17 protein-coding genes are annotated in these 17,183 nt (G+C 65.0%); 12 read left to right on the top strand and 5 right to left on the bottom strand.

What is annotated here, in order from left to right:
• Positions 1-171: 171 nt before the first annotated feature.
• The 4 genes from ACIP90_RS17745 (at position 172) to ACIP90_RS17730 (ending at position 4,536) form a co-directional block, all read left to right on the top strand.
• Positions 172-1,083, top strand: a complete 912-nt coding sequence (locus ACIP90_RS17745) for a sugar phosphate isomerase/epimerase family protein (protein ID WP_400580881.1) — start codon at positions 172-174, stop codon at positions 1,081-1,083.
• 36 nt (positions 1,084-1,119) lie between these two features.
• Complete coding sequence (locus ACIP90_RS17740) at positions 1,120-2,133, top strand: Gfo/Idh/MocA family protein (protein WP_400580880.1); 1,014 nt, start codon at positions 1,120-1,122, stop codon at positions 2,131-2,133.
• An 85-nt stretch (positions 2,134-2,218) separates the two neighbouring features.
• Positions 2,219-3,094, top strand: a complete 876-nt coding sequence (locus ACIP90_RS17735) for a sugar phosphate isomerase/epimerase family protein (protein WP_400580879.1) — start codon at positions 2,219-2,221, stop codon at positions 3,092-3,094.
• Positions 3,091-4,536, top strand: a complete 1,446-nt coding sequence (locus tag ACIP90_RS17730; RefSeq protein ID WP_400580878.1) for a sugar porter family MFS transporter — start codon at positions 3,091-3,093, stop codon at positions 4,534-4,536. Before ACIP90_RS17735 ends, ACIP90_RS17730 begins: the two co-directional genes overlap by 4 nt.
• A gap of 29 nt (positions 4,537-4,565) precedes the next feature.
• Here the strand turns inward: ACIP90_RS17730 and ACIP90_RS17725 are convergent, their stop codons facing one another.
• Complete coding sequence (locus ACIP90_RS17725; RefSeq protein ID WP_400580877.1) at positions 4,566-4,808, bottom strand: hypothetical protein; 243 nt, start codon at positions 4,806-4,808, stop codon at positions 4,566-4,568.
• Between the two features lie 176 nt (positions 4,809-4,984).
• Positions 4,985-5,434, bottom strand: a complete 450-nt coding sequence (locus ACIP90_RS17720) for a MarR family winged helix-turn-helix transcriptional regulator (RefSeq protein ID WP_400580876.1) — start codon at positions 5,432-5,434, stop codon at positions 4,985-4,987.
• A gap of 155 nt (positions 5,435-5,589) precedes the next feature.
• On the opposite strand from ACIP90_RS17720, the gene ACIP90_RS17715 reads away from it, so the two are divergent.
• Positions 5,590-6,834, top strand: a complete 1,245-nt coding sequence (locus ACIP90_RS17715; RefSeq protein ID WP_400580875.1) for an MFS transporter — start codon at positions 5,590-5,592, stop codon at positions 6,832-6,834.
• Positions 6,835-6,861: 27 nt separating this feature from the next.
• On the opposite strand, the gene iolB is transcribed toward ACIP90_RS17715, so the two are convergent.
• Positions 6,862-7,764 (bottom strand): 5-deoxy-glucuronate isomerase, encoded by a 903-nt coding sequence (gene iolB, locus ACIP90_RS17710; protein WP_400580874.1) that lies wholly within the window; start codon positions 7,762-7,764, stop codon positions 6,862-6,864.
• Between the two features lie 40 nt (positions 7,765-7,804).
• Positions 7,805-8,545: a GntR family transcriptional regulator gene (locus ACIP90_RS17705; protein WP_400580873.1), complete on the bottom strand. Its 741-nt coding sequence runs from the start codon at positions 8,543-8,545 to the stop codon at positions 7,805-7,807.
• A 313-nt stretch (positions 8,546-8,858) separates the two neighbouring features.
• On the opposite strand from ACIP90_RS17705, the gene ACIP90_RS17700 reads away from it, so the two are divergent.
• From ACIP90_RS17700 to ACIP90_RS17685, 4 genes are read left to right on the top strand one after another with little or no spacing between them, the layout of a single operon-like run.
• On the top strand, positions 8,859-9,854 hold the full coding sequence (locus tag ACIP90_RS17700) for a substrate-binding domain-containing protein (protein ID WP_400580872.1): 996 nt from the start codon (positions 8,859-8,861) through the stop codon (positions 9,852-9,854).
• Positions 9,855-9,908: 54 nt separating this feature from the next.
• Entirely contained in the window at positions 9,909-10,967 is a 1,059-nt protein-coding gene (locus ACIP90_RS17695) for an ABC transporter permease (protein WP_400580871.1), read from the top strand.
• A gap of 5 nt (positions 10,968-10,972) precedes the next feature.
• Positions 10,973-11,896, top strand: a complete 924-nt coding sequence (locus tag ACIP90_RS17690; RefSeq protein ID WP_400580870.1) for an ATP-binding cassette domain-containing protein — start codon at positions 10,973-10,975, stop codon at positions 11,894-11,896.
• A gap of 55 nt (positions 11,897-11,951) precedes the next feature.
• Positions 11,952-12,986 carry a Gfo/Idh/MocA family oxidoreductase gene (locus ACIP90_RS17685; RefSeq protein ID WP_400580869.1) on the top strand — a complete coding sequence of 345 codons (1,035 nt, stop codon included), beginning with the start codon at positions 11,952-11,954 and terminating at the stop codon, positions 12,984-12,986.
• A gap of 57 nt (positions 12,987-13,043) precedes the next feature.
• Here ACIP90_RS17685 and ACIP90_RS17680 read toward each other — a convergent pair whose 3' ends face one another.
• Complete coding sequence (locus tag ACIP90_RS17680; protein ID WP_400580868.1) at positions 13,044-13,832, bottom strand: gamma-glutamyl-gamma-aminobutyrate hydrolase family protein; 789 nt, start codon at positions 13,830-13,832, stop codon at positions 13,044-13,046.
• Positions 13,833-13,971: 139 nt separating this feature from the next.
• Here ACIP90_RS17680 and ACIP90_RS17675 point away from each other — a divergent pair, with 139 nt between their 5' ends.
• The 3 genes from ACIP90_RS17675 to ACIP90_RS17665 all read left to right on the top strand — a co-directional run bounded on the left by ACIP90_RS17675 (position 13,972) and on the right by ACIP90_RS17665 (position 17,079).
• Positions 13,972-14,679, top strand: coding sequence for a FadR/GntR family transcriptional regulator (locus ACIP90_RS17675; RefSeq protein WP_400580867.1), 708 nt, complete (start codon positions 13,972-13,974; stop codon positions 14,677-14,679).
• 208 nt (positions 14,680-14,887) lie between these two features.
• On the top strand, positions 14,888-16,255 hold the full coding sequence (locus ACIP90_RS17670; protein ID WP_400580866.1) for an MFS transporter: 1,368 nt from the start codon (positions 14,888-14,890) through the stop codon (positions 16,253-16,255).
• 47 nt (positions 16,256-16,302) lie between these two features.
• Complete coding sequence (locus tag ACIP90_RS17665; protein ID WP_400580865.1) at positions 16,303-17,079, top strand: SDR family NAD(P)-dependent oxidoreductase; 777 nt, start codon at positions 16,303-16,305, stop codon at positions 17,077-17,079.
• Positions 17,080-17,183 lie beyond the last annotated feature (104 nt).

Raw genomic sequence — 17,183 nt, 5'->3', positions numbered from 1 at the left:
GGAAGGCCTCGCTCTTCGGCGACAAGCACATCTACGGCCCCGAAGGCGTCTCCTTCTACACCCGCGGCAAGGTCGTCACCTCCCGCTGGCCCGAACCCACCCACGCCTCCGGCGCCTCCTACAACTTCCCCTCCAACTAACCCGCCGCCAAGCAAGAAAGACAATGCAGTCATGACTGAGAACAAGCTGATCATCGGCACGGCGCCGGACTCCTGGGGTGTGTGGTTCGCAGACGACCCGAAGCAGACCCCGTGGGAGCGGTTCCTCGATGAAGTGGCAGAGTCCGGCTACAAGTGGATTGAGCTGGGCCCGTACGGCTACCTGCCGAACGACCCCACGCGGCTGGCGGAGGAGCTCGGGCAGCGCGACCTGAAGGTCACCGCAGGAACGGTTTTCACCGCTTTCCACCGAGGGCTGGACCAGTGGGAGACGGCCTGGGAGCCGGCCCGGAAGGTTGCGGAGCTCACGGCTGCCATGGGCGGCGAGCACATCGTAGTGATCCCGGCGATGTGGCGTGACGACGTCACGGGCGAGGCAGTTGAAAGCGGCGAGCTCAGCGAGAAGGCCTGGAGCGACCTCTTCGCCGGGCACAACCGCCTGGGCAAGACGCTGCTGGAGGACTTTGGTCTGAAGCAGCAGTTCCATTCCCACGCCGACTCGCACGTCGGAGCCCAGGAGGACATCGAAACCCTGCTGCGCGCGACCGACCCGCAGTACCTGAACCTGTGCCTGGACACCGGCCATGCCGAATACTGCGGAGCCTCCAGCCTCGAGCTCATCAAGAACCATCCGGACCGCATCGGCTACCTGCACCTGAAGCAGATCAACCCGGACATCCTGAAGAAGGTCAACGAGGAAAAAATGACGTGGGCTGCCGCGAACCTGGCCGGCGTCATGACCGAGCCGCCGAACGGCCTGCCGGACCTGCGCGCCGTCATCGAAGCCGTGGAAGCCCTGAACCGCCCCATCTTCGGCATCGTGGAGCAGGACATGTACCCCGTGGCCTTCGACGTCCCCATGCCGATCGCCAAACGCACCCGCAACTACCTGCTGTCCTGCGGCTCCCGCACCGCCGTCAACTAGCGGCCGCCCAGGCACCCGAAACGTAAAGGAAGAACAATGACTGAAACCCTTCGCGTCGCCGTCATCGGCGCCGGCCGCATGGGCGCGGACCACATCCAGCGCCTCAACAAGCGCATTCACGGCGCTGAAGTCGCCGCCGTCGTCGACGTCGACCTGGCCCGCGCACAGGCCGCCATCCAAGGCATCCCGGGCGCCGTCGCCTTGGCAGATACTGAAGAGGCGCTCAACAACGGGGACGTCAACGCCGTCCTGATCGCCACACCCGGCTTCCTGCACGAGGACATCCTGCTCAAGGCCCTCGCCAAGGACATCCCCATCCTCTGCGAAAAGCCGCTGACGCCGGACGCCGAGTCCTCCTGGAAGATCGTTCAGGCGGAGGAAAAGCTGGGCCACAAGCGCATCCAGGTGGGCTTCATGCGCCGCTTCGATGCCGAATACGCCGCCCTGGGCTCCGTGATCCGCGACCGCGAGCTCGGCGAACTGCTAATGCTGCACCACCAGCACCGCAACCCCAACACTCCCGCGGGCTTTACCAACGAGATGCTGATCAACGATTCGGTGGTGCACGAGTTTGACGCCATCCGTTTCTTCACCGGAGAAGAAATCACCAGCGTTCAGGTCCGCCTGGGTAAGGCCACGAAAAACGCCCCGGCCGGGCAGCACGATCCCCAGCACGTCCTGATCGAGACCGAGTCCGGTGTTTTGGCCGACGTTGAAATCTACGTCAACGCAAAATTCGGCTACGAAGTGGCCACGCAGGCCTCCTTCGAAGAGGGCATCGTCAGCATCGGCGGCGACCACGGACTCTACACCCGCAGCGCCGGCCGCTGGGGCGGCAAGGTCACCCCCGGCTTCGAAGAGCGCTTCGGCGCCGCGTACGACGTCGAAATCCAGTCCTGGGTGGACGCTGCACTCCGCGGCGAAATCGGCGGCCCCAGCGCCTGGGACGGCTACGCCACCGCAGCATGCTGCGAAGCCGGCGTCGAGGCGCAGAAGAACGGCGAGAAGGTCGCCGTGAAGCTGAACGCCAAGCCTGCCCTCTACGGCTAGGACAACGGAAGGGGCCGGCTCTGCCGGCCCCTTCCGTTCGTTCCCGGTCCGACGCACAACTGACTGATCCCCAATGGAGTGTTCCGTGAAAATCGCACTTGACCCCACGCCGTTCCACCACTCGCACAGCCTGCTCGAATTCCCCCGGGTGGTGGCGGGCCTCGGCTACAAGTACATGCAGATGACCCCGCACGCCGACTTCATCCCCTTCTACAACCACCCCAAGGCAGACGACGAACTCGTGGGCCAGCTGAAGAAGGCCAGCAAGGACGCCGGAATCGAGATCGCCTCGGTCCTTCCCGTGCTTCGGTGGTCCGGGCCGGACGAAGACGCCCGCGAAGCCGCCGTCCGCTACTGGAAGCGCGCCATCCAGATCACCGTGGACCTGGGCGTCAGTACCATGAACACCGAATTCAGCGGCAGGCCCGAGAAAGCAGAAGAATCCGAGCGCGCCTTCTACCGCTCCATGGAAGAGCTGCTGCCCATCATCGAACGCGAAGGCATTGACCTGCTGATCGACCCCCACCCGGATGACTTCGTGGAAGAGGGCCTGGCGGCCATCCGGGTCATCCGCGGCCTCAACTCCAAGAACGTCGGCCTGGTCTACGTGGCCTCGCACAGCTTCCACATGAAGGACGCGCCGCTGGACATCATGCGCGCCGCGGGGGACAAGCTGCGCCTGGTGCACGTCGCCGACACCATGGACCACCACGCCTCGCATGGGCTGCGCTACATCACCAACCCGCCCGGCAACCCGGTCCGTGTTCACCAGCACCTGAAAATCGGCGACGGCGACGTCAACTGGGATGAATTCTTCGGCGGCCTGAAGGAAATCGGCTTCCTGGACCGCGACGATACAGTGATGGTGTCCAGCGTCTTTGCCGAAGACGAGAACGCCCAGGACGTGTCGCGGTACCAGCTGGAGACGATGAAGCAGTACGTCCAGAAGGTCAACGCATGACGTCGAGTCTCCAGTCGGAGAAGGCAACACAGAAAGCGCCCGTCAACCATAAACGCGCGCTGCGGACCGTCACCATCATCTCCACGTTCGGTGGCCTGCTCTTTGGCTACGACACCGGCGTCATCAACGGTGCCCTTCCCTATATGCAGGAGGATCTCGGCCTCACGCCATTGACTGAAGGCCTGGTGACATCCTCGCTCCTCTTTGGCGCCGCGTTCGGTGCCCTGCTTGGCGGACGCCTCGCTGACCGCAACGGCCGCCGCAAGATGATCATGGTCCTCGCCGTCGTCTTCCTTGCCGGCACACTCGCCTGCACCCTTGCGCCGAGCACCGAAGTGATGATCGCGGCACGTTTCCTGCTGGGCCTGGCCGTGGGCGGGGCCTCCGTCACCGTTCCCGTGTACCTCGCCGAGGTTTCACCCAGCGCGCGCCGCGGCAGGATCGTCACGCAGAACGAGCTCATGATCGTGACCGGCCAGCTGCTGGCGTTCATCTTCAACGCCTACCTCGGAAACACGTTCGGCGAGGCCGGAGGAATCTGGCGGTGGATGCTGGTGATCGCCACCCTCCCCGCAATCGCCCTGTGGATCGGGATGAACTTCATGCCCGAGAGCCCGCGCTGGCTGGCCTCCATGGGCAGTTTCGGCGAATCGCTCAGCGTCCTGCAGCGGATCCGGTCCCAGACCGAAGCCCGGGACGAATTCGAAGAGGTCAAGGCAATGGCCGTGGAGGACTACAAGTCCAAAATGGGTTCCTGGAAGGACCTGGGCGTTCCGTGGCTCCGGCGCATCTTCGTGGTGGGGATCGGCCTTGCCGTCATCCAGCAGATCACCGGCGTGAACTCGATCATGTACTACGGCACCCAGATCCTGGCCGAGTCCGGCTTCGGCCGAGAGGCTGCGCTGACGGCCAACATCGCCAACGGCATCATTTCGGTGCTGGCAACCTTCGTGGGAATCTGGCTGCTGGGCAAGGTGGACCGCCGCAAGATGCTCATCACCGGACAAATCGGCACAACGACCGCCCTGGTGCTGATCGGCTTCTTCTCACTGATCCTGCCCGAAGGAACAGGCCGAGGCTTCGTGATCCTGGCCCTGACTGTCACGTTCCTAGCCTTCCAGCAGGGTGCCATCTCACCCGTCACCTGGCTCATGCTGTCCGAAATCTTCCCATTGAGGATCCGTGGCCTCGGGATGGGTGCCTCGGCCTTCATCCTGTGGATCGTGAACTTCCTGGTGGGCTTCGGCTTCCCCCTGCTGCTGGCCGCGATGGGCCTCTCCAACACCTTCTTCGCGTTTGCCGCACTTGGCGTGGGCGCCATCGCGTTCGCCGCCAGGTATGTCCCGGAAACGAAGGACAGGAGCCTGGAAGACGTTGAGCACTACTTCAAGAACGTGGCCGGCGCGAAAGACGGCGCTGCAGGGGCTGGTTCTGCGCCTTAACGGTCACGTCATGCTAACGGGCGGAAGGGTCATCCCGGCGAGGCCTTCCCGTCCGGTGGCCATAGCTGTGACAGCCAGGCCTCCACGTCCCGGGGACGATGGAACACCACCACGGGCGGCAGTTCCTTGTCCGCCTGCATGTCTTCTATGGCCCGTTGCTTTCGGCGAAATGACTGGAAGTGCCATCGGATGATGGACGCCTTGGTGAAGAGCCGGGCAAGCGATTCGGTGTTTCCGTTGCAGACGGTCTGGCCGGTGAGCGCTCTTCGCAATGACCGTCGCACCAATCGGCCCAGGGAAAGACGGCGGGGGTAGTCCAAGGCAACAATCAACTCTGCGCGGGACAAGACGATGTCCCGCCACCCGCTGTAGGCGCTGTTGAGGACCCACTGGTCCTTGGAGACTATGCTTGCGACAATCTCCCGCTGTTCCTCGGCGTGGCGTGGGCCTAGGCGCGGGCGTGCAGCCGGGGGAGGGCGTCCACGAGCGGGGCCAGTTCCGGGATGCCCTGGGCTTCAGTTAAGGTGCGCTCCAACGCCGCGTCGTGGATGGGGCGGGCGTCTTCCAGGAGCTTGATGCCGCTGGCAGTCAGCTCCGTGTAGATGCCGCGGCGGTCATCGGCGCACAGGACGCGCGTCAGCAGCCCGCGCTCCTCCAGCCTGTTCACGAGCCGCGTGGTGGCACTCGCGCTGAGGGCGGTGGCGCGGGCAAGCTGCTGCATGCGCATATGCCAGCCGTCCTGCCGGCTGAGGGCGTCCAGCACCGTGTATTCCACGACCGAGAGCTGCGCGTGGGACTGCAGCGAGCGTTCGAGCTCCGCTTCGATATGTCCGTGCAGCGCTGCGAGCGTCCGCCAGCCCTGCGCGCGCACTTCCACGGCGTCGTCCTTGATGCCCATCGTTCCTCCTCCTTCAGGCCCGGCGTGGGAGACGGGCACGCCCGGCAAATAGTTGCTTGCGCGTGATATTTGCTTGTGCAACAATAAATACCGCGTCTGCAACTATTAGCTTACGTGTCCTATCCCATTCCGTACAGTTCCCAAGGAGCACCTCCATGCCTATCGGCCTGATTGCCCTCGCCCTTGGCGGGTTCGGCATCGGACTCACCGAGTTCGTCATCATGGGCCTGCTGCCCGAAGTGGCCGCAGACTTCCAGGTCAGCGAGGCCTCGGCCGGCTGGCTCATCTCCGGCTACGCGCTCGCCGTCGTGCTTGGTGCGCTCGCGCTGACCGCCGCGGTGACCCGATTCGAACGCAAGCCCGTCCTCGCCGTCCTGCTCGTACTGTTCATCGCCGGCAACCTGATCTCCGCCACGGCCCCCGACTACTGGATGATGATGGCCGGCCGCGTCGTGGCTGCCCTCGCGCACGGCGCCTTCTTCGGCATCGGCGCTGTGGTGGCCGCCGACATGGTGGAGCCCACCAGGAAAGCCGGCGCCATCGCCATCATGTTCACCGGACTCACGGCCGCCAATGTGCTGGGCGTTCCCTTCGGAACCATGCTGGGCCAGGCGGCCGGCTGGCGCTCCACCTTCTGGGCCATCATCGGAATCGGCGTGCTCGCTCTTGCGGGCATTCTCGCCCTCGTGCCGAAAACGGGACATGGTGAGGCAGTTCCCGGCGGTCTGCGCCGGGAACTGCGGGCCTTCCGCTCCGGCCAGGTCTGGCTCTCCATCCTGGTGACCATCCTGGGCTACGGCGGCATGTTCGGCGCCTTCACCTACATCGCCTTCACACTCACGGAGGTTTCCGGATTCTCTGCGGCTGCGGTTCCGTGGCTCCTGATCGTCTTCGGCGTGGGCCTGTTCATCGGCAACACCCTTGGCGGCAGGGCTGCCGACCGCAACGTGGACGGCACCCTGCTGGCAGTCCTCTCGGCCCTTGCGGTGGTGCTTGTTGCGTTTGCCCTGACGGCGGGCAGCCAACTTCTGACGATCGCCTCCATGGTGCTCATGGGCGGCTTCGGCTTCGCTACGGTTCCGGGGCTGCAGATGCGGGTCATGAAATACGCCGACGGCGCCCCTACCCTCGCGTCCGGCGCCAACATCGGCGCGTTCAACGTGGGCAACGCCCTGGGCGCCTGGCTGGGCGGCCTGACCATCACGGCGGGACTAGGCTACACGTCGCCCATCTGGGCCGGCGCCGGCATCACGCTGCTGGGGCTCGCCGTGATGGCGTTCGCCGCCGCCAAAGCGCCAGCATCGGCCGACAAGGCACCAGCGTTCGCCGACGCTCCTGCAGTTTCGGCCGGGTCTGGCGCCAACGCCCCTGCAGACTCTACAGTGCCGGCTGTCCGTTGAACCGGCATCGGCCTCGTCCGGGGAACGCTAGGCGCGGAACGGCAGGCGCGGATCCACGTCCTGGCCTTCCCAGCTCTGGCGGACCCAGCCGTGGTGGGGATCGTCGCTGATGAGCCAGTCACGGACCCGTCCGGGCCCGGCCATGACATTCAGGTAGTACATGTCATAGCCGGGCGCGGCCATGGCGGGGCCGTGCCAGCCGTAGGGGACAAGGACCACGTCGCCGGTGCGTACTTCGGCGGCGACGTCGATGGGGCGCTCGTCGGAGGCGTAGACCCGCTGGTAGCCGATGGCATCCGCGTCACCGTCCGGGCCTGCGATGCCGGGAACATCCGCCACCCGGGTCTCGAAGTAGTAGATCTCCTCCAGGGAGGTCTCGCCCTCCTTCTCCTCATCGTGCTTGTGGGGAGGGTAGGAGGACCAGTTGCCTGCGGGCGTGATGACTTCGCACACGATGAAACGGTCCGCCTCCAGCACCGCGGGGGTGCCGAAGTTGTGGACCTGGCGTGAGCAGTTCCCTGCGCCGCGCAGTTCCACCGGTATCTCAGCGGCAGTGACCAGGCGGGTGGGGTACTGGACGTTGGCCGGCGCCGTGGCGACGGCAACCCGGCCGCCGTCGGACGAGCTGACCGTGACCGCCTTCCCGGTGCCGGAGTACAGCACATCCGTGGGGCCGCTGAAGACGCTGGCGCGGCCGGCCAGCTGATACTTCTCACCGTCCACGGCCGCCGTGAAGGCGCCGCTCAGCGGAATCACGATGCGCTCCTCGCCCGCTGCGGGGAGTTCGACGACGGCGCCCGGTGCCAGCGTGGCCACCTTCAGCCCGGTATGTGCCCACCCCTCGACGGTGATCGCGGAGTCCGCTGTTCCCAGCGAAACGTCCCAGCAGCCTTCGGCTGCGCTGCCCAGGGGATATACCCAGTCGGCCATAGATTTGTTCTCTTTCAGGTCGTTCGTGGCACGGGGGTGGTTACCTCTGTACGAGGGTCATTTCAAAGCTGTAGGAATCGCCGCGGTACACGTGGCGTCCGGTCTCGACGTTCCGGCCGGTGTCGTCGACGGCGGTGCGCTCCATGGTCACCAGCGCCGAGCCTGGCTCCGTCTCCAGGAGCGGGGCCTGGTACTCGTTGGCCACCATTGCGCCAATCCGCTGTGTGGCCAGCCGGAAGTTGACTCCGCCGCCGCGAAGGATGCTGTAGAGCCCCTGCGAGCCGAGCAGATCCTCATCGATGTGCGTGATGTCATCGCGGACCCAGTTTTCCATCAGGGCCAGCGGTTTCCCGCCGACCTTGCGGAGCCTGGTGAAGTGGTAGACCTTCGCGCCGGCCTGCAGGTGCAGTGCCTTTTGAGTGGCATCGTCGGCTTCGACGTGAGCGAACGTCAGAACCTCGGTGGTGGGCTTGCTGCCGTTGTTGGCGAGGTCGTCATACAGGCTGGAGAGCTCCAGGGGGCGGCGGACCTGGCTTGAAACCACCTGGGTGCCCACCCCGCGTTTGCGGACCAGCAGTCCGGAGCGGACCAGTTCGTCCATGGCCTTGCGCATGGTGGGGCGGGAAAGGTTCAGCTGGGCCGCGAGGTCGATCTCGTTCTCCAGCCGGCTGCCCGGCTCCAGAAGCCCCGTGTGTATCGCGGCCTCGATGCCCTGCACCACCTGGTGGTAGAGCGGCACCGGCGATGACCTGTCGATGCTGAGGTGAAGTTGGTTCGCCATTGAGTGCTCCCTTTTATGCTGCGGGCAGTCCTGCGTCCAAGCGCCCGTATGTCAGCTGCATGTTCGCTTGATAGGACATACTGCCTTTCTTGATATTAGCAGCGGGTGCCCTTGGGTCAAGGCTTCTCCCCTTTGGCGGCTCGCGCAGGCGTGTGACCCGAGGCCCGCGCGCTGGAGGGATTTCGTTAAAACATCCTAATGTCAGGACAAACTATTGACTTCTGTGTCCTAAGTCACCATGATCGGTATAACAGGCCTGCTGGCGCCGCACCGTGGCGGAGCCAGCGGCCCCCCAAATCAAAGGAGATTCATAGTGACCAGGTTCTTTTGGCGCCGCGCGGCAGTCGCAGCAGTTGCGATCCCCATGCTGGCGGTGACCGCGTGCTCCAGCCAAGGTGGCCGTGCTCCCGAAGCGAACACGGGAGGCGGCGCCGGGCAGGTTGCCTCGACTCCCCGCATCAAGGTTGCACTTATCACTCACGCCGCTCCGGGAGACACCTTCTGGGACATCGTCCGCAAGGGGGCCGAGGAGGCCGCGGCTAAGGACAATGTCGAACTGCTCTACACGTCCGACCCCGAAGGCGGACGTCAGGCACAACTTATCCAGCAGGCGATTGACCAGAAGGTCGATGGCATTGCCGTGACACTTGCCAAACCGGATGCGTTGAAGGACTCGCTCAAGAAGGCTACTGACGCCGGGATTCCGGTGGTCAGCCTCAATGCCGGCGAATCGGTCTCTGCTCAGTTGGGCGCCTTCACCCACTTCGGGTCCAACGAAAAGCTCGCCGGCGCGGCCGTCGGAACGAAGCTCGGCGAACTGGGCCTCAAACACCCCATCTGTGTTATCCAAGAGCAGGGGCACGTGGGTCTGGAAGCCCGCTGCGCAGGGGTCAAGGAAAAGGTGGCCGGAACGGAGATTTTGTACGTTCCCGGGACTGACATGGCCCAGGTTTCCTCCACGGTTACCGCCAAACTGCAGGCCACTGCTGATGCCGATGCCATCGTTGGCCTGGGTGCACCCTACACGTTGACCATCCTGAAGGCCGTGACCGGCGCCGGCAGCAAGGCCAAGGTAGCCTCTTTCGACATGAACCCTGAGCTCGCCCAGAAGATTGCCGACGGCGCCGTTGAATTCACCGTGGACCAGCAGCCGTGGCTGCAGGGCTATGGCGCAATCGATTCGCTGTGGCAGGCCAAGCGCGGCGGCTTCAAGATCGGCGGCGGGCAGCCCGTGCTGACCGGCCCGTCCATCGTCGATAAAGCTGCAGCCACCGACGTTCTCGCGTTCGCCAAGGACGGCATTCGCTAACAGCCCGCCAGCCGTGCCCGGCCCATGCCGGGCCCGGCAGCAAGGAGAACCATCATGACCATCATCCAGAGTGTGTCGAAGCCCCCGGCGTTGCGCGACGAGCGCGTGGGCAAGCGCAACCCCTTTCAGAAACTCCTGGCACGTCCTGAAGTCGGCGCCCTCGTGGGCGCAATCGTCCTCTTCGTCTTCTTCGCCTCGGTTTCCCAGACCTTTATCCAGCCGAACGCCTTCGCCACCGTCCTCTACGGCAGCTCCACGATCGGCATCATGGCCGTGGGAGTGTCGCTGCTGATGATCGGCGGCGAGTTCGACCTTTCCACAGGCGTTGCCGTGATCAGCTCGGCCCTGACGGCCTCCATGTTCAGTTGGTACTTCAGCATGAATGTGTGGGTCGGTGTGGTCCTGGCGCTCGTGGTGTCCCTGGGCATCGGCTTCATTAACGGCTGGATCCTGATGAAGACCAAGCTGCCCAGCTTCATCGTCACCCTCGCAACCTTCCTGATGCTGACCGGCCTGAACCTGGGCCTGACCCGCATGATCGGCGGCGGCGTGTCCTCGCCGTCCATTTCGGACATGGACGGCTACCAGGCAGCCCGGGCTATCTTTGCCTCCTCGGTGAACATCGCCGGGGTGGACGTCAACAACACGGTCTTCATCTGGATCGCCCTGGTTGCCGTGGCATCCTGGGTGCTGCTGCGCACCAAGGTGGGCAACTGGATCTTCGCCGTCGGCGGCGACGCGAACGCTGCCCGCGCCGTGGGCGTTCCCGTCAAAGCCACGAAGATCGGCCTGTTCATGGCGGTCGGTTTCTGCGGCTGGATCCTGGGCATGCACAACCTGTTCGCCTTCGACGCCGTGCAGTCCGGCGAAGGCGTGGGCAACGAATTCCTCTACATCATCGCCGCGGTCATCGGAGGCTGCCTCCTCACCGGAGGCTACGGCTCGGCCGTGGGCGGCGCGATCGGGGCCTTTATCTTCGGGATGGCCAACAAGGGCATCGTGTACGCCCAGTGGAACCCGGACTGGTTCAAGTTCTTCCTGGGCCTGATGCTGCTCCTGGCCACCATCGTGAACCTGATCGTCAAGCGCCGCGCAGACGCAAGTAAGGGCTGAACACCATGAACGCCAAACAGATTGACCAGCAGCAGCTCCTCAAGGACGAGAAGGATCCGCTGACCCACACCCCCGTGCACCTGCTCTCACTGGAGAACGTCGGCAAGCACTACGGCAACATCGTCGCCCTCACCGACGTCACGATGGCCGTGGACAACGGCCGCGTCACCTGTGTCCTCGGTGACAACGGCGCCGGCAAGTCCACCCTGATCAAGATCATCGCCGGGCTGCACCAGCACGACGAAGGCGTCCTGAACATCATGGGGGAGGAGCGCAAGTTCAGTTCCCCCAGGGACGCCCTGGACGTTGGCATCGCCACGGTCTACCAGGACCTGGCTGTCGTTCCCCTGATGCCCATCTGGCGCAACTTCTTCCTCGGTTCCGAGCTGACCTCCGGCTTTGGCCCGTTCAAGAGCCTGGACGTCCAGAAGATGAAGGACATCACCAAAAAGGAACTCGCCGACATGGGCATCGATCTCCGCGATGTCGAGCAGCCCATCGGCCAGCTCTCAGGCGGTGAGCGCCAGTGTGTCGCCATCGCCCGTGCCGTTTATTTCGGTGCGAAGGTCCTGATCCTGGACGAACCCACAGCAGCGCTGGGCGTGAAGCAGTCCGGCGTCGTGCTCCGCTACATCTTGCAGGCCCGCGACCGGGGACTGGGCGTCATCTTCATCACCCACAACCCCCATCACGCTTTCCCTGTGGGCGACCGGTTCCTGCTGCTCAAGCGTGGCAAGTCGATCGGTTACTACGACAAGAAGGACATCACCCTGGACGAGCTCACCGCCCAGATGGCCGGCGGCGCCGAACTGGCCGAACTCGCCCATGAGCTCGAGCAGCTCGGCGGCCACGGCGACATCGTCAAGGAAGTCCAGGCCGAAGTCGCCGAAGCCTCCAGCGCCGGCACGCCAAGGCACGCGGGAACCTGAGCCCGCGAAACCGGCCATCCACCCGACTGCATTCACTCCACCGCAAAGGAACTGTATGAAGGACATAACGCTCGGACTTGTCGGCGTCGGCCGCATCGGCGTGATGCATGCGAACAACATTGCGGCGTTGAACGGCGTGCTCCACGGGCAGGGGATCAACGTCCGGCTCAGGCTCACGGATGTTGCCGCGGAGCACGCGCGTGCCGTCGCACAGGGTCTGGGCGCCGAGTTCCTGCCCTCCGTCAAGGCGCTGCTCGGCTCGGGAATCGACGGTCTGGTCATTGCCACTGGAACCGGCACGCATCCGGAACTGATCAGGGCAGGCGTGGACGCCGGCATTCCGGTGTTCTGTGAGAAGCCGGTGGCTTTAAGTGTCGCTGACTCTCTGCCGGTCCTGGAATACATCCGGGCCAAGAGGGGCGTGGTCCAGATCGGCCACCAGCGGAGGTTCGACGCCGGCTACGTCGAGGCAAAGCGCGCCTACGGGGACGGTGAGCTCGGCTGGATCCACTCGTTGAGGGCCGTTACCTGTGACATGATGCCGCCGCCGCTGGAGTTCCTGGCGACGTCGGGAGGGTTGTTCCGCGATTGTTCCGTGCATGACTTCGACATCCTGCGCTGGCTCACCGGCCGGGAAATCGTGGAGGTCTACGCCAAAGGCTCCAATAAGGGCGACCCGGCCATAGGCCGAGTGGGGGACGTGGACACGGCGCTGGCGGTGGTCACGTTCGACGACGGCACGCTGGGTTCCGTGGGCGCCTCGCGCTACAACGGGGCCGGGCACGATGTCCGGCTGGAAATCCAGGGTTCAGAAGGCTCCCTCATGGTGGGCCTTGACGAGAAGGCCGCGCTGGCCTCGGCGGAAGCAGGCGTCGGGTTTCCGTCGGGAGAGTCCCACCGGACATTCGCTGAGCGTTTCGACCAGGCCTACCGGTCCGAGATGGCCGCCTTTGCGGAGCTCGTGCTCGGCCAGCGGGAGAACCCCTGCACGCCCGAAGACGCCGTCGCGGCATCCCGGGTGGCCGACGCCGCCCAGGAGTCGCTGGAAACCGGGCTGCCCGTGCGGGTCGCGGCCGCGGTCACCATCTAGCCGCGGCCTGTACTGCCGCGACTGCCCGGCACTGCCGCCGTATCGCGGCCGCCGGAGTCAGCGGCTGCAGGCCTCCACAAAGGCGCGGAAAGGTGCCTGCCGCTGGGCTTCCGACAGCTTGCGGACCTCGGGGTGCCACTGGACCGAGGCCACCCACCGCTCGGGATCTTCCAGCGCCTCGACGGTGCCGTCATCTGCCACGGCGGTCACCACCAGGCCGGGAGCCACGTTCGCCACGGCCTGGTGGTGGCCGGAAGCGATCTTCACGCCGAAGGCACCTGGGGTCCCGGGTGTCGGATCCGCGACGGCACCGTACAAGTGCGCCACTCTGGAGCCTGGCATGATCGCCACCTCGTGCCAGGCCCACAAGCCGCCGCTGTCGCGGTGGGCCACTGTTCCGGGCTGCATGTCCTGGATCAGCGTTCCGCCGTACAGGACGTTGAGCAGCTGGTGGCCCCGGCAGATTCCCAGAAGGGGGAGTCCGGCGTCGATCGTCTGGCGCGCCACCGCGATATCCAGGCGGTCCTGCTCCGGGTTGACGTCGTAAAGAGTGGCGCCCGGCTCCTCACCGTAGAGCCGCGGGTCGACGTCACCGCCGCCGGGAAGGACGACGCCGTCAAGGGCCCCGCCTGCGCCGGCCCGCCGCCCGCCGTCGAACAGGCCGTCGCCGAGCAGTTCGGGGGTTAACAGCACCGGTTCGCCGCCGCCGTCGTGCACGAGGCCAACGATGTCATCGAAGAGGCCGTTGGCCTTGGCCACGCGGGGGTCAGGATCGGCCGAGCTGCTGAGCGGGACTGGAATGCCAATGCGCGGGCGCGGACTGGTGGCAGGGCCTGAATTCTGCATTCTCAAATTCTGCACCACTTTTGACCAGTCGGCTCGCTTTGGTCCGTGCAGGTTTCCTGTGCTTTTACCCGCCGCGCCCCCGTTTCTGTAGTGTTAGGCGCATCGAGGGCAGCAGGCAAGGCGAAAGTAGGTCGTTCCCATGGGTCGAAGGACACTGGTTGACGGTCTGGTCGACGGCCTGCTGGACGACATCCTGGACGGCAGGCTCAAGCCACATGAGGCCCTGCCACCGGAAGCCGACATTGCCAAGGCTTATGACGTCAGCCGCCTGACCGTGCGGGAGGCGCTCAAGGCACTGCGGGCGCAGAACATCCTGTACGTCAAGGCGGGCCGGGGAACGTTCGTCAATCCCGCGGAAAACTGGACGGGGCTGGATGCGATCATCAAGGCCGCCTCGTACGGCAACGCGGCGGACCAGGTGTCCATCGGCCTGATCGAGGTGCGCCGCATGGTGGAAACAGGCGCAGCGGCGCTAGCCGCCAGGCGACATTCGCCGGAACACGCCGAGGAGATGCGGCGGGCAATCGCCGACATGAAGCGGTTCTATGAATCCGGAGACCTTGACGGGTTCGTGACGGCCGACATCGCCTTCCACGACGTGGTGCTGAAGGCCTCGGGGAACCCGTTCGTGCGCGCCCTGCTCGCGCAACTGGGCCAGTCGCTCTACCGCGCGCGCCGGGAGACGTCCGCCATCCCGGAGATCCAGCGCCACGCCATCGCCTTCCATCAGCGCGTGCTGGACAGCATCCTCACCGGTGACGCGGAATTGGCGCGCCGGGCCATGGACGAGCACATGGACCAGACGTTCGAAGACTACGAACGCTACGTCCACGGCGCCACATCCTAAAGCCAGCCCCGGGCCCACCTTGACGTAATGCGCGTCACCCTTCTAAGATCTTTTTCATGTTCGCCCGTCAGATGTCTGACATCAGATTCAAGTAATCAAGAACCCACCAATCAAAAGCCGCTCCGCTCTGGAGCGATTACAACCCGAACAAACGCCTCGGATTCCCCCGCGCGAAGCCGCCGGTCCGGAACCGACAGATAGAAGGTCGATGATGACTTCATTAACCACAAAGCACTCCGGCCTCGGCGAGCTTGGCGACCGCACGCTCCGCAAAGTCCGCCGCCGCGTCATGCCCCTGATCGTCCTGCTCTACTTCATTGCGTACCTGGACCGGAACAACGTCGGCTTCGCCAAGCTGACCATGAGCGAGGACATCGGCCTGAGCGCCGCTGCCTACGGGCTCGGCGCGGGCATCTTCTTCCTCGGCTACGCCCTCCTGGAAGTGCCCAGCAACGCCGGCATGTACAGGTTCGGCGCCCGCAAATGGCTGGCCCGAATCCTCATCACCTGGGGCATCTTCGCCACCGCGATGGCTTTGGTGAACGGCGAAACCACCTACTACATCATCCGGTTCCTGCTGGGCGCCGCTGAAGCAGGCTTCTTCCCGGCCATCCTCTTCTACCTGACCCTGTGGTTCCCCGCCGCGCAGCGCGTCACCGTGCTCGGCATCTTTATCCTGGCCCAGCCGATCTCCAACGCCCTCGGCGCCCCGGTCTCCGGCCTGCTGCTGCAGATGGACGGCATCTGGGGCCTGCACGGCTGGCAGTGGCTGTACATCATCGAAGGCATCCCCGCGATCCTGCTGGGCCTGCTGACCCCCATCCTGATGACGGACCGCCCGCGGGATGCCAAGTGGCTCAACGCCGACGAGCGCGAGTGGCTCGCCACCACCATGGACGCCGAACTCGCCGCCAAGTCCAAGGGCGTCAGCCACAACTTCCTGGCCGGCCTCAAGGACAAGCGCACCCTCGTCTACTCGGCCCTCTACTTCGGCCTGGTCTGCGGCATCTACGGCCTCGGACTCTGGATGCCCACGATCGTTGCCGCCCTCGGCAAGTTCTCCACCGCCCAGGTCGGATTCATCGTCCTCATTCCGTACTCCATCGCAGCAGTCTTCGTGTATTTCTGGAGCAAGCGTGCCGACAAGACGGGCAAGCGTGCCTGGCACAGCTCCGTCAGCATGGTGCTGGCCGGTGTGGGTCTGCTGTCCGCAGGCTACCTCCTCCAGGTCAACCCCGTCCTTGCCTTGATCGCCCTCACCGCCGCGGCCATGGGTATCTACGGAGCCATCGCACCGTTCCTGTCCATGCCGTCCGCGGCGCTCACCGGCGCAGCGGCAGCCTCCGGCCTGGCCATGGTCAACTCGCTGGGTAACCTCGGCGGCTTCGTTGCCCCCTACGCGGTCGGCCTGTTCAACGACGCCACCGGGAGCAACCAGAGCGGCCTGCTGTTCCTCTCCTTCTGCCTCTGCGTCACCGCTGTGGCCACCTTCCTGTACGCCCGCAAGCGTCCCGAGGGTGACGCCGCCCTGGATCCCGCAGTAGAGGCAGCCAGCAAAGTCACCGTCACCAACTAAGAACCATCCAACAAGAACCGGCTAATACCAGCTAAGGAATACCTGCAATGAGCTCAACCACGTCCTTCCCCGCAGAACGCACCGTCGTCCTGACCGGTGCGGCCTCCGCCCGCGGCATCGGCCGCGCAGCTGCTGACCGCATGGCCAGCGAAGGCTGGTCCATCGCGATCCTGGACATCAACGCCGAGGATGCGAGGGCGGCGGCGGCCGAAATCGGCTCCAACCGCGCGGTGAAGGCAATCGGCGTGGGCGCCGACGTCTCGGACGCGAAGTCCGTGGACCGGGCGATCACCGAGATCGAGGAAACGCTGCCGCCGATCGTGGCACTGGCAAACCTCGCAGGCATCAGCTCGCCCACACCCTTCATGGAGACCACCGTGGAGGAATGGGACAAGGTCTTCGCAATCAACATGCGCGGCACCTTCGTTGTCTCCCAGCGCGTGCTGAAGGGCATGATCGAGCGCAGGCTGGGCCGGATCGTGAGCATCTCCTCGATCTCGGCCCAGCGTGGCGGCGGCACGTACTCCAAGGTCGCCTACAGCGCCTCCAAGGCCGGCATCATCGGGTTCACACGGGCCCTGGCCCGCGAAGTGGGCGAGTTCGGCGTGACGGTCAACGCCATCGCCCCCGGCCCGATCGACACCGACATCATGGGCGGCACGCTGACCGAGGAGCGCAAAGCCCAGATGTCCGAAGGCATCATGATGGGCCGCGTCGGCACCCGCGAGGAAGTGGCTGCACTCATCTCCTTCCTGCTGGGCGAGGACTCCGGCTACATCACCGCCGCCACGTATGACATCAACGGAGGCCTCCAGGTCTCCTAGTAAGACAGTCTCCTGGTAAGACAGTCTCCTGGTAAGACAGTCTCCTGACCCGGCCTCCTGATCAGGCCTCCTGATCCGGACCAGCAGGGAGAACAACAGAAGTG

The sequence above is a fragment of the Arthrobacter sp. NPDC093139 genome, from assembly GCF_044754165.1.
In the GTDB taxonomy this organism is placed as follows: Bacteria; Actinomycetota; Actinomycetes; order Actinomycetales; family Micrococcaceae; genus Arthrobacter.
The sequence above is the reverse complement of the archived record's forward strand: the minus strand, read 5'-3'. Positions and strand labels throughout refer to the sequence as shown.

Coding starts and splice junctions, on each gene's coding strand:
- ACIP90_RS17745 (WP_400580881.1), top strand. CDS start 172: ATGACTGAGAACAAGCTGATCATCGGCACGGCGCCGGACTCCTGGGGT.
- ACIP90_RS17740 (WP_400580880.1), top strand. CDS start 1,120: ATGACTGAAACCCTTCGCGTCGCCGTCATCGGCGCCGGCCGCATGGGC.
- iolB (WP_400580874.1), bottom strand. CDS start 7,764: ATGGCCGACTGGGTATATCCCCTGGGCAGCGCAGCCGAAGGCTGCTGG.
- ACIP90_RS17695 (WP_400580871.1), top strand. CDS start 9,909: ATGACCATCATCCAGAGTGTGTCGAAGCCCCCGGCGTTGCGCGACGAG.
- ACIP90_RS17705 (WP_400580873.1), bottom strand. CDS start 8,545: ATGGCGAACCAACTTCACCTCAGCATCGACAGGTCATCGCCGGTGCCG.
- ACIP90_RS17670 (WP_400580866.1), top strand. CDS start 14,888: ATGATGACTTCATTAACCACAAAGCACTCCGGCCTCGGCGAGCTTGGC.
- ACIP90_RS17730 (WP_400580878.1), top strand. CDS start 3,091: ATGACGTCGAGTCTCCAGTCGGAGAAGGCAACACAGAAAGCGCCCGTC.
- ACIP90_RS17680 (WP_400580868.1), bottom strand. CDS start 13,832: ATGCAGAATTCAGGCCCTGCCACCAGTCCGCGCCCGCGCATTGGCATT.
- ACIP90_RS17690 (WP_400580870.1), top strand. CDS start 10,973: ATGAACGCCAAACAGATTGACCAGCAGCAGCTCCTCAAGGACGAGAAG.
- ACIP90_RS17675 (WP_400580867.1), top strand. CDS start 13,972: ATGGGTCGAAGGACACTGGTTGACGGTCTGGTCGACGGCCTGCTGGAC.
- ACIP90_RS17665 (WP_400580865.1), top strand. CDS start 16,303: ATGAGCTCAACCACGTCCTTCCCCGCAGAACGCACCGTCGTCCTGACC.
- ACIP90_RS17720 (WP_400580876.1), bottom strand. CDS start 5,434: ATGGGCATCAAGGACGACGCCGTGGAAGTGCGCGCGCAGGGCTGGCGG.
- ACIP90_RS17685 (WP_400580869.1), top strand. CDS start 11,952: ATGAAGGACATAACGCTCGGACTTGTCGGCGTCGGCCGCATCGGCGTG.
- ACIP90_RS17715 (WP_400580875.1), top strand. CDS start 5,590: ATGCCTATCGGCCTGATTGCCCTCGCCCTTGGCGGGTTCGGCATCGGA.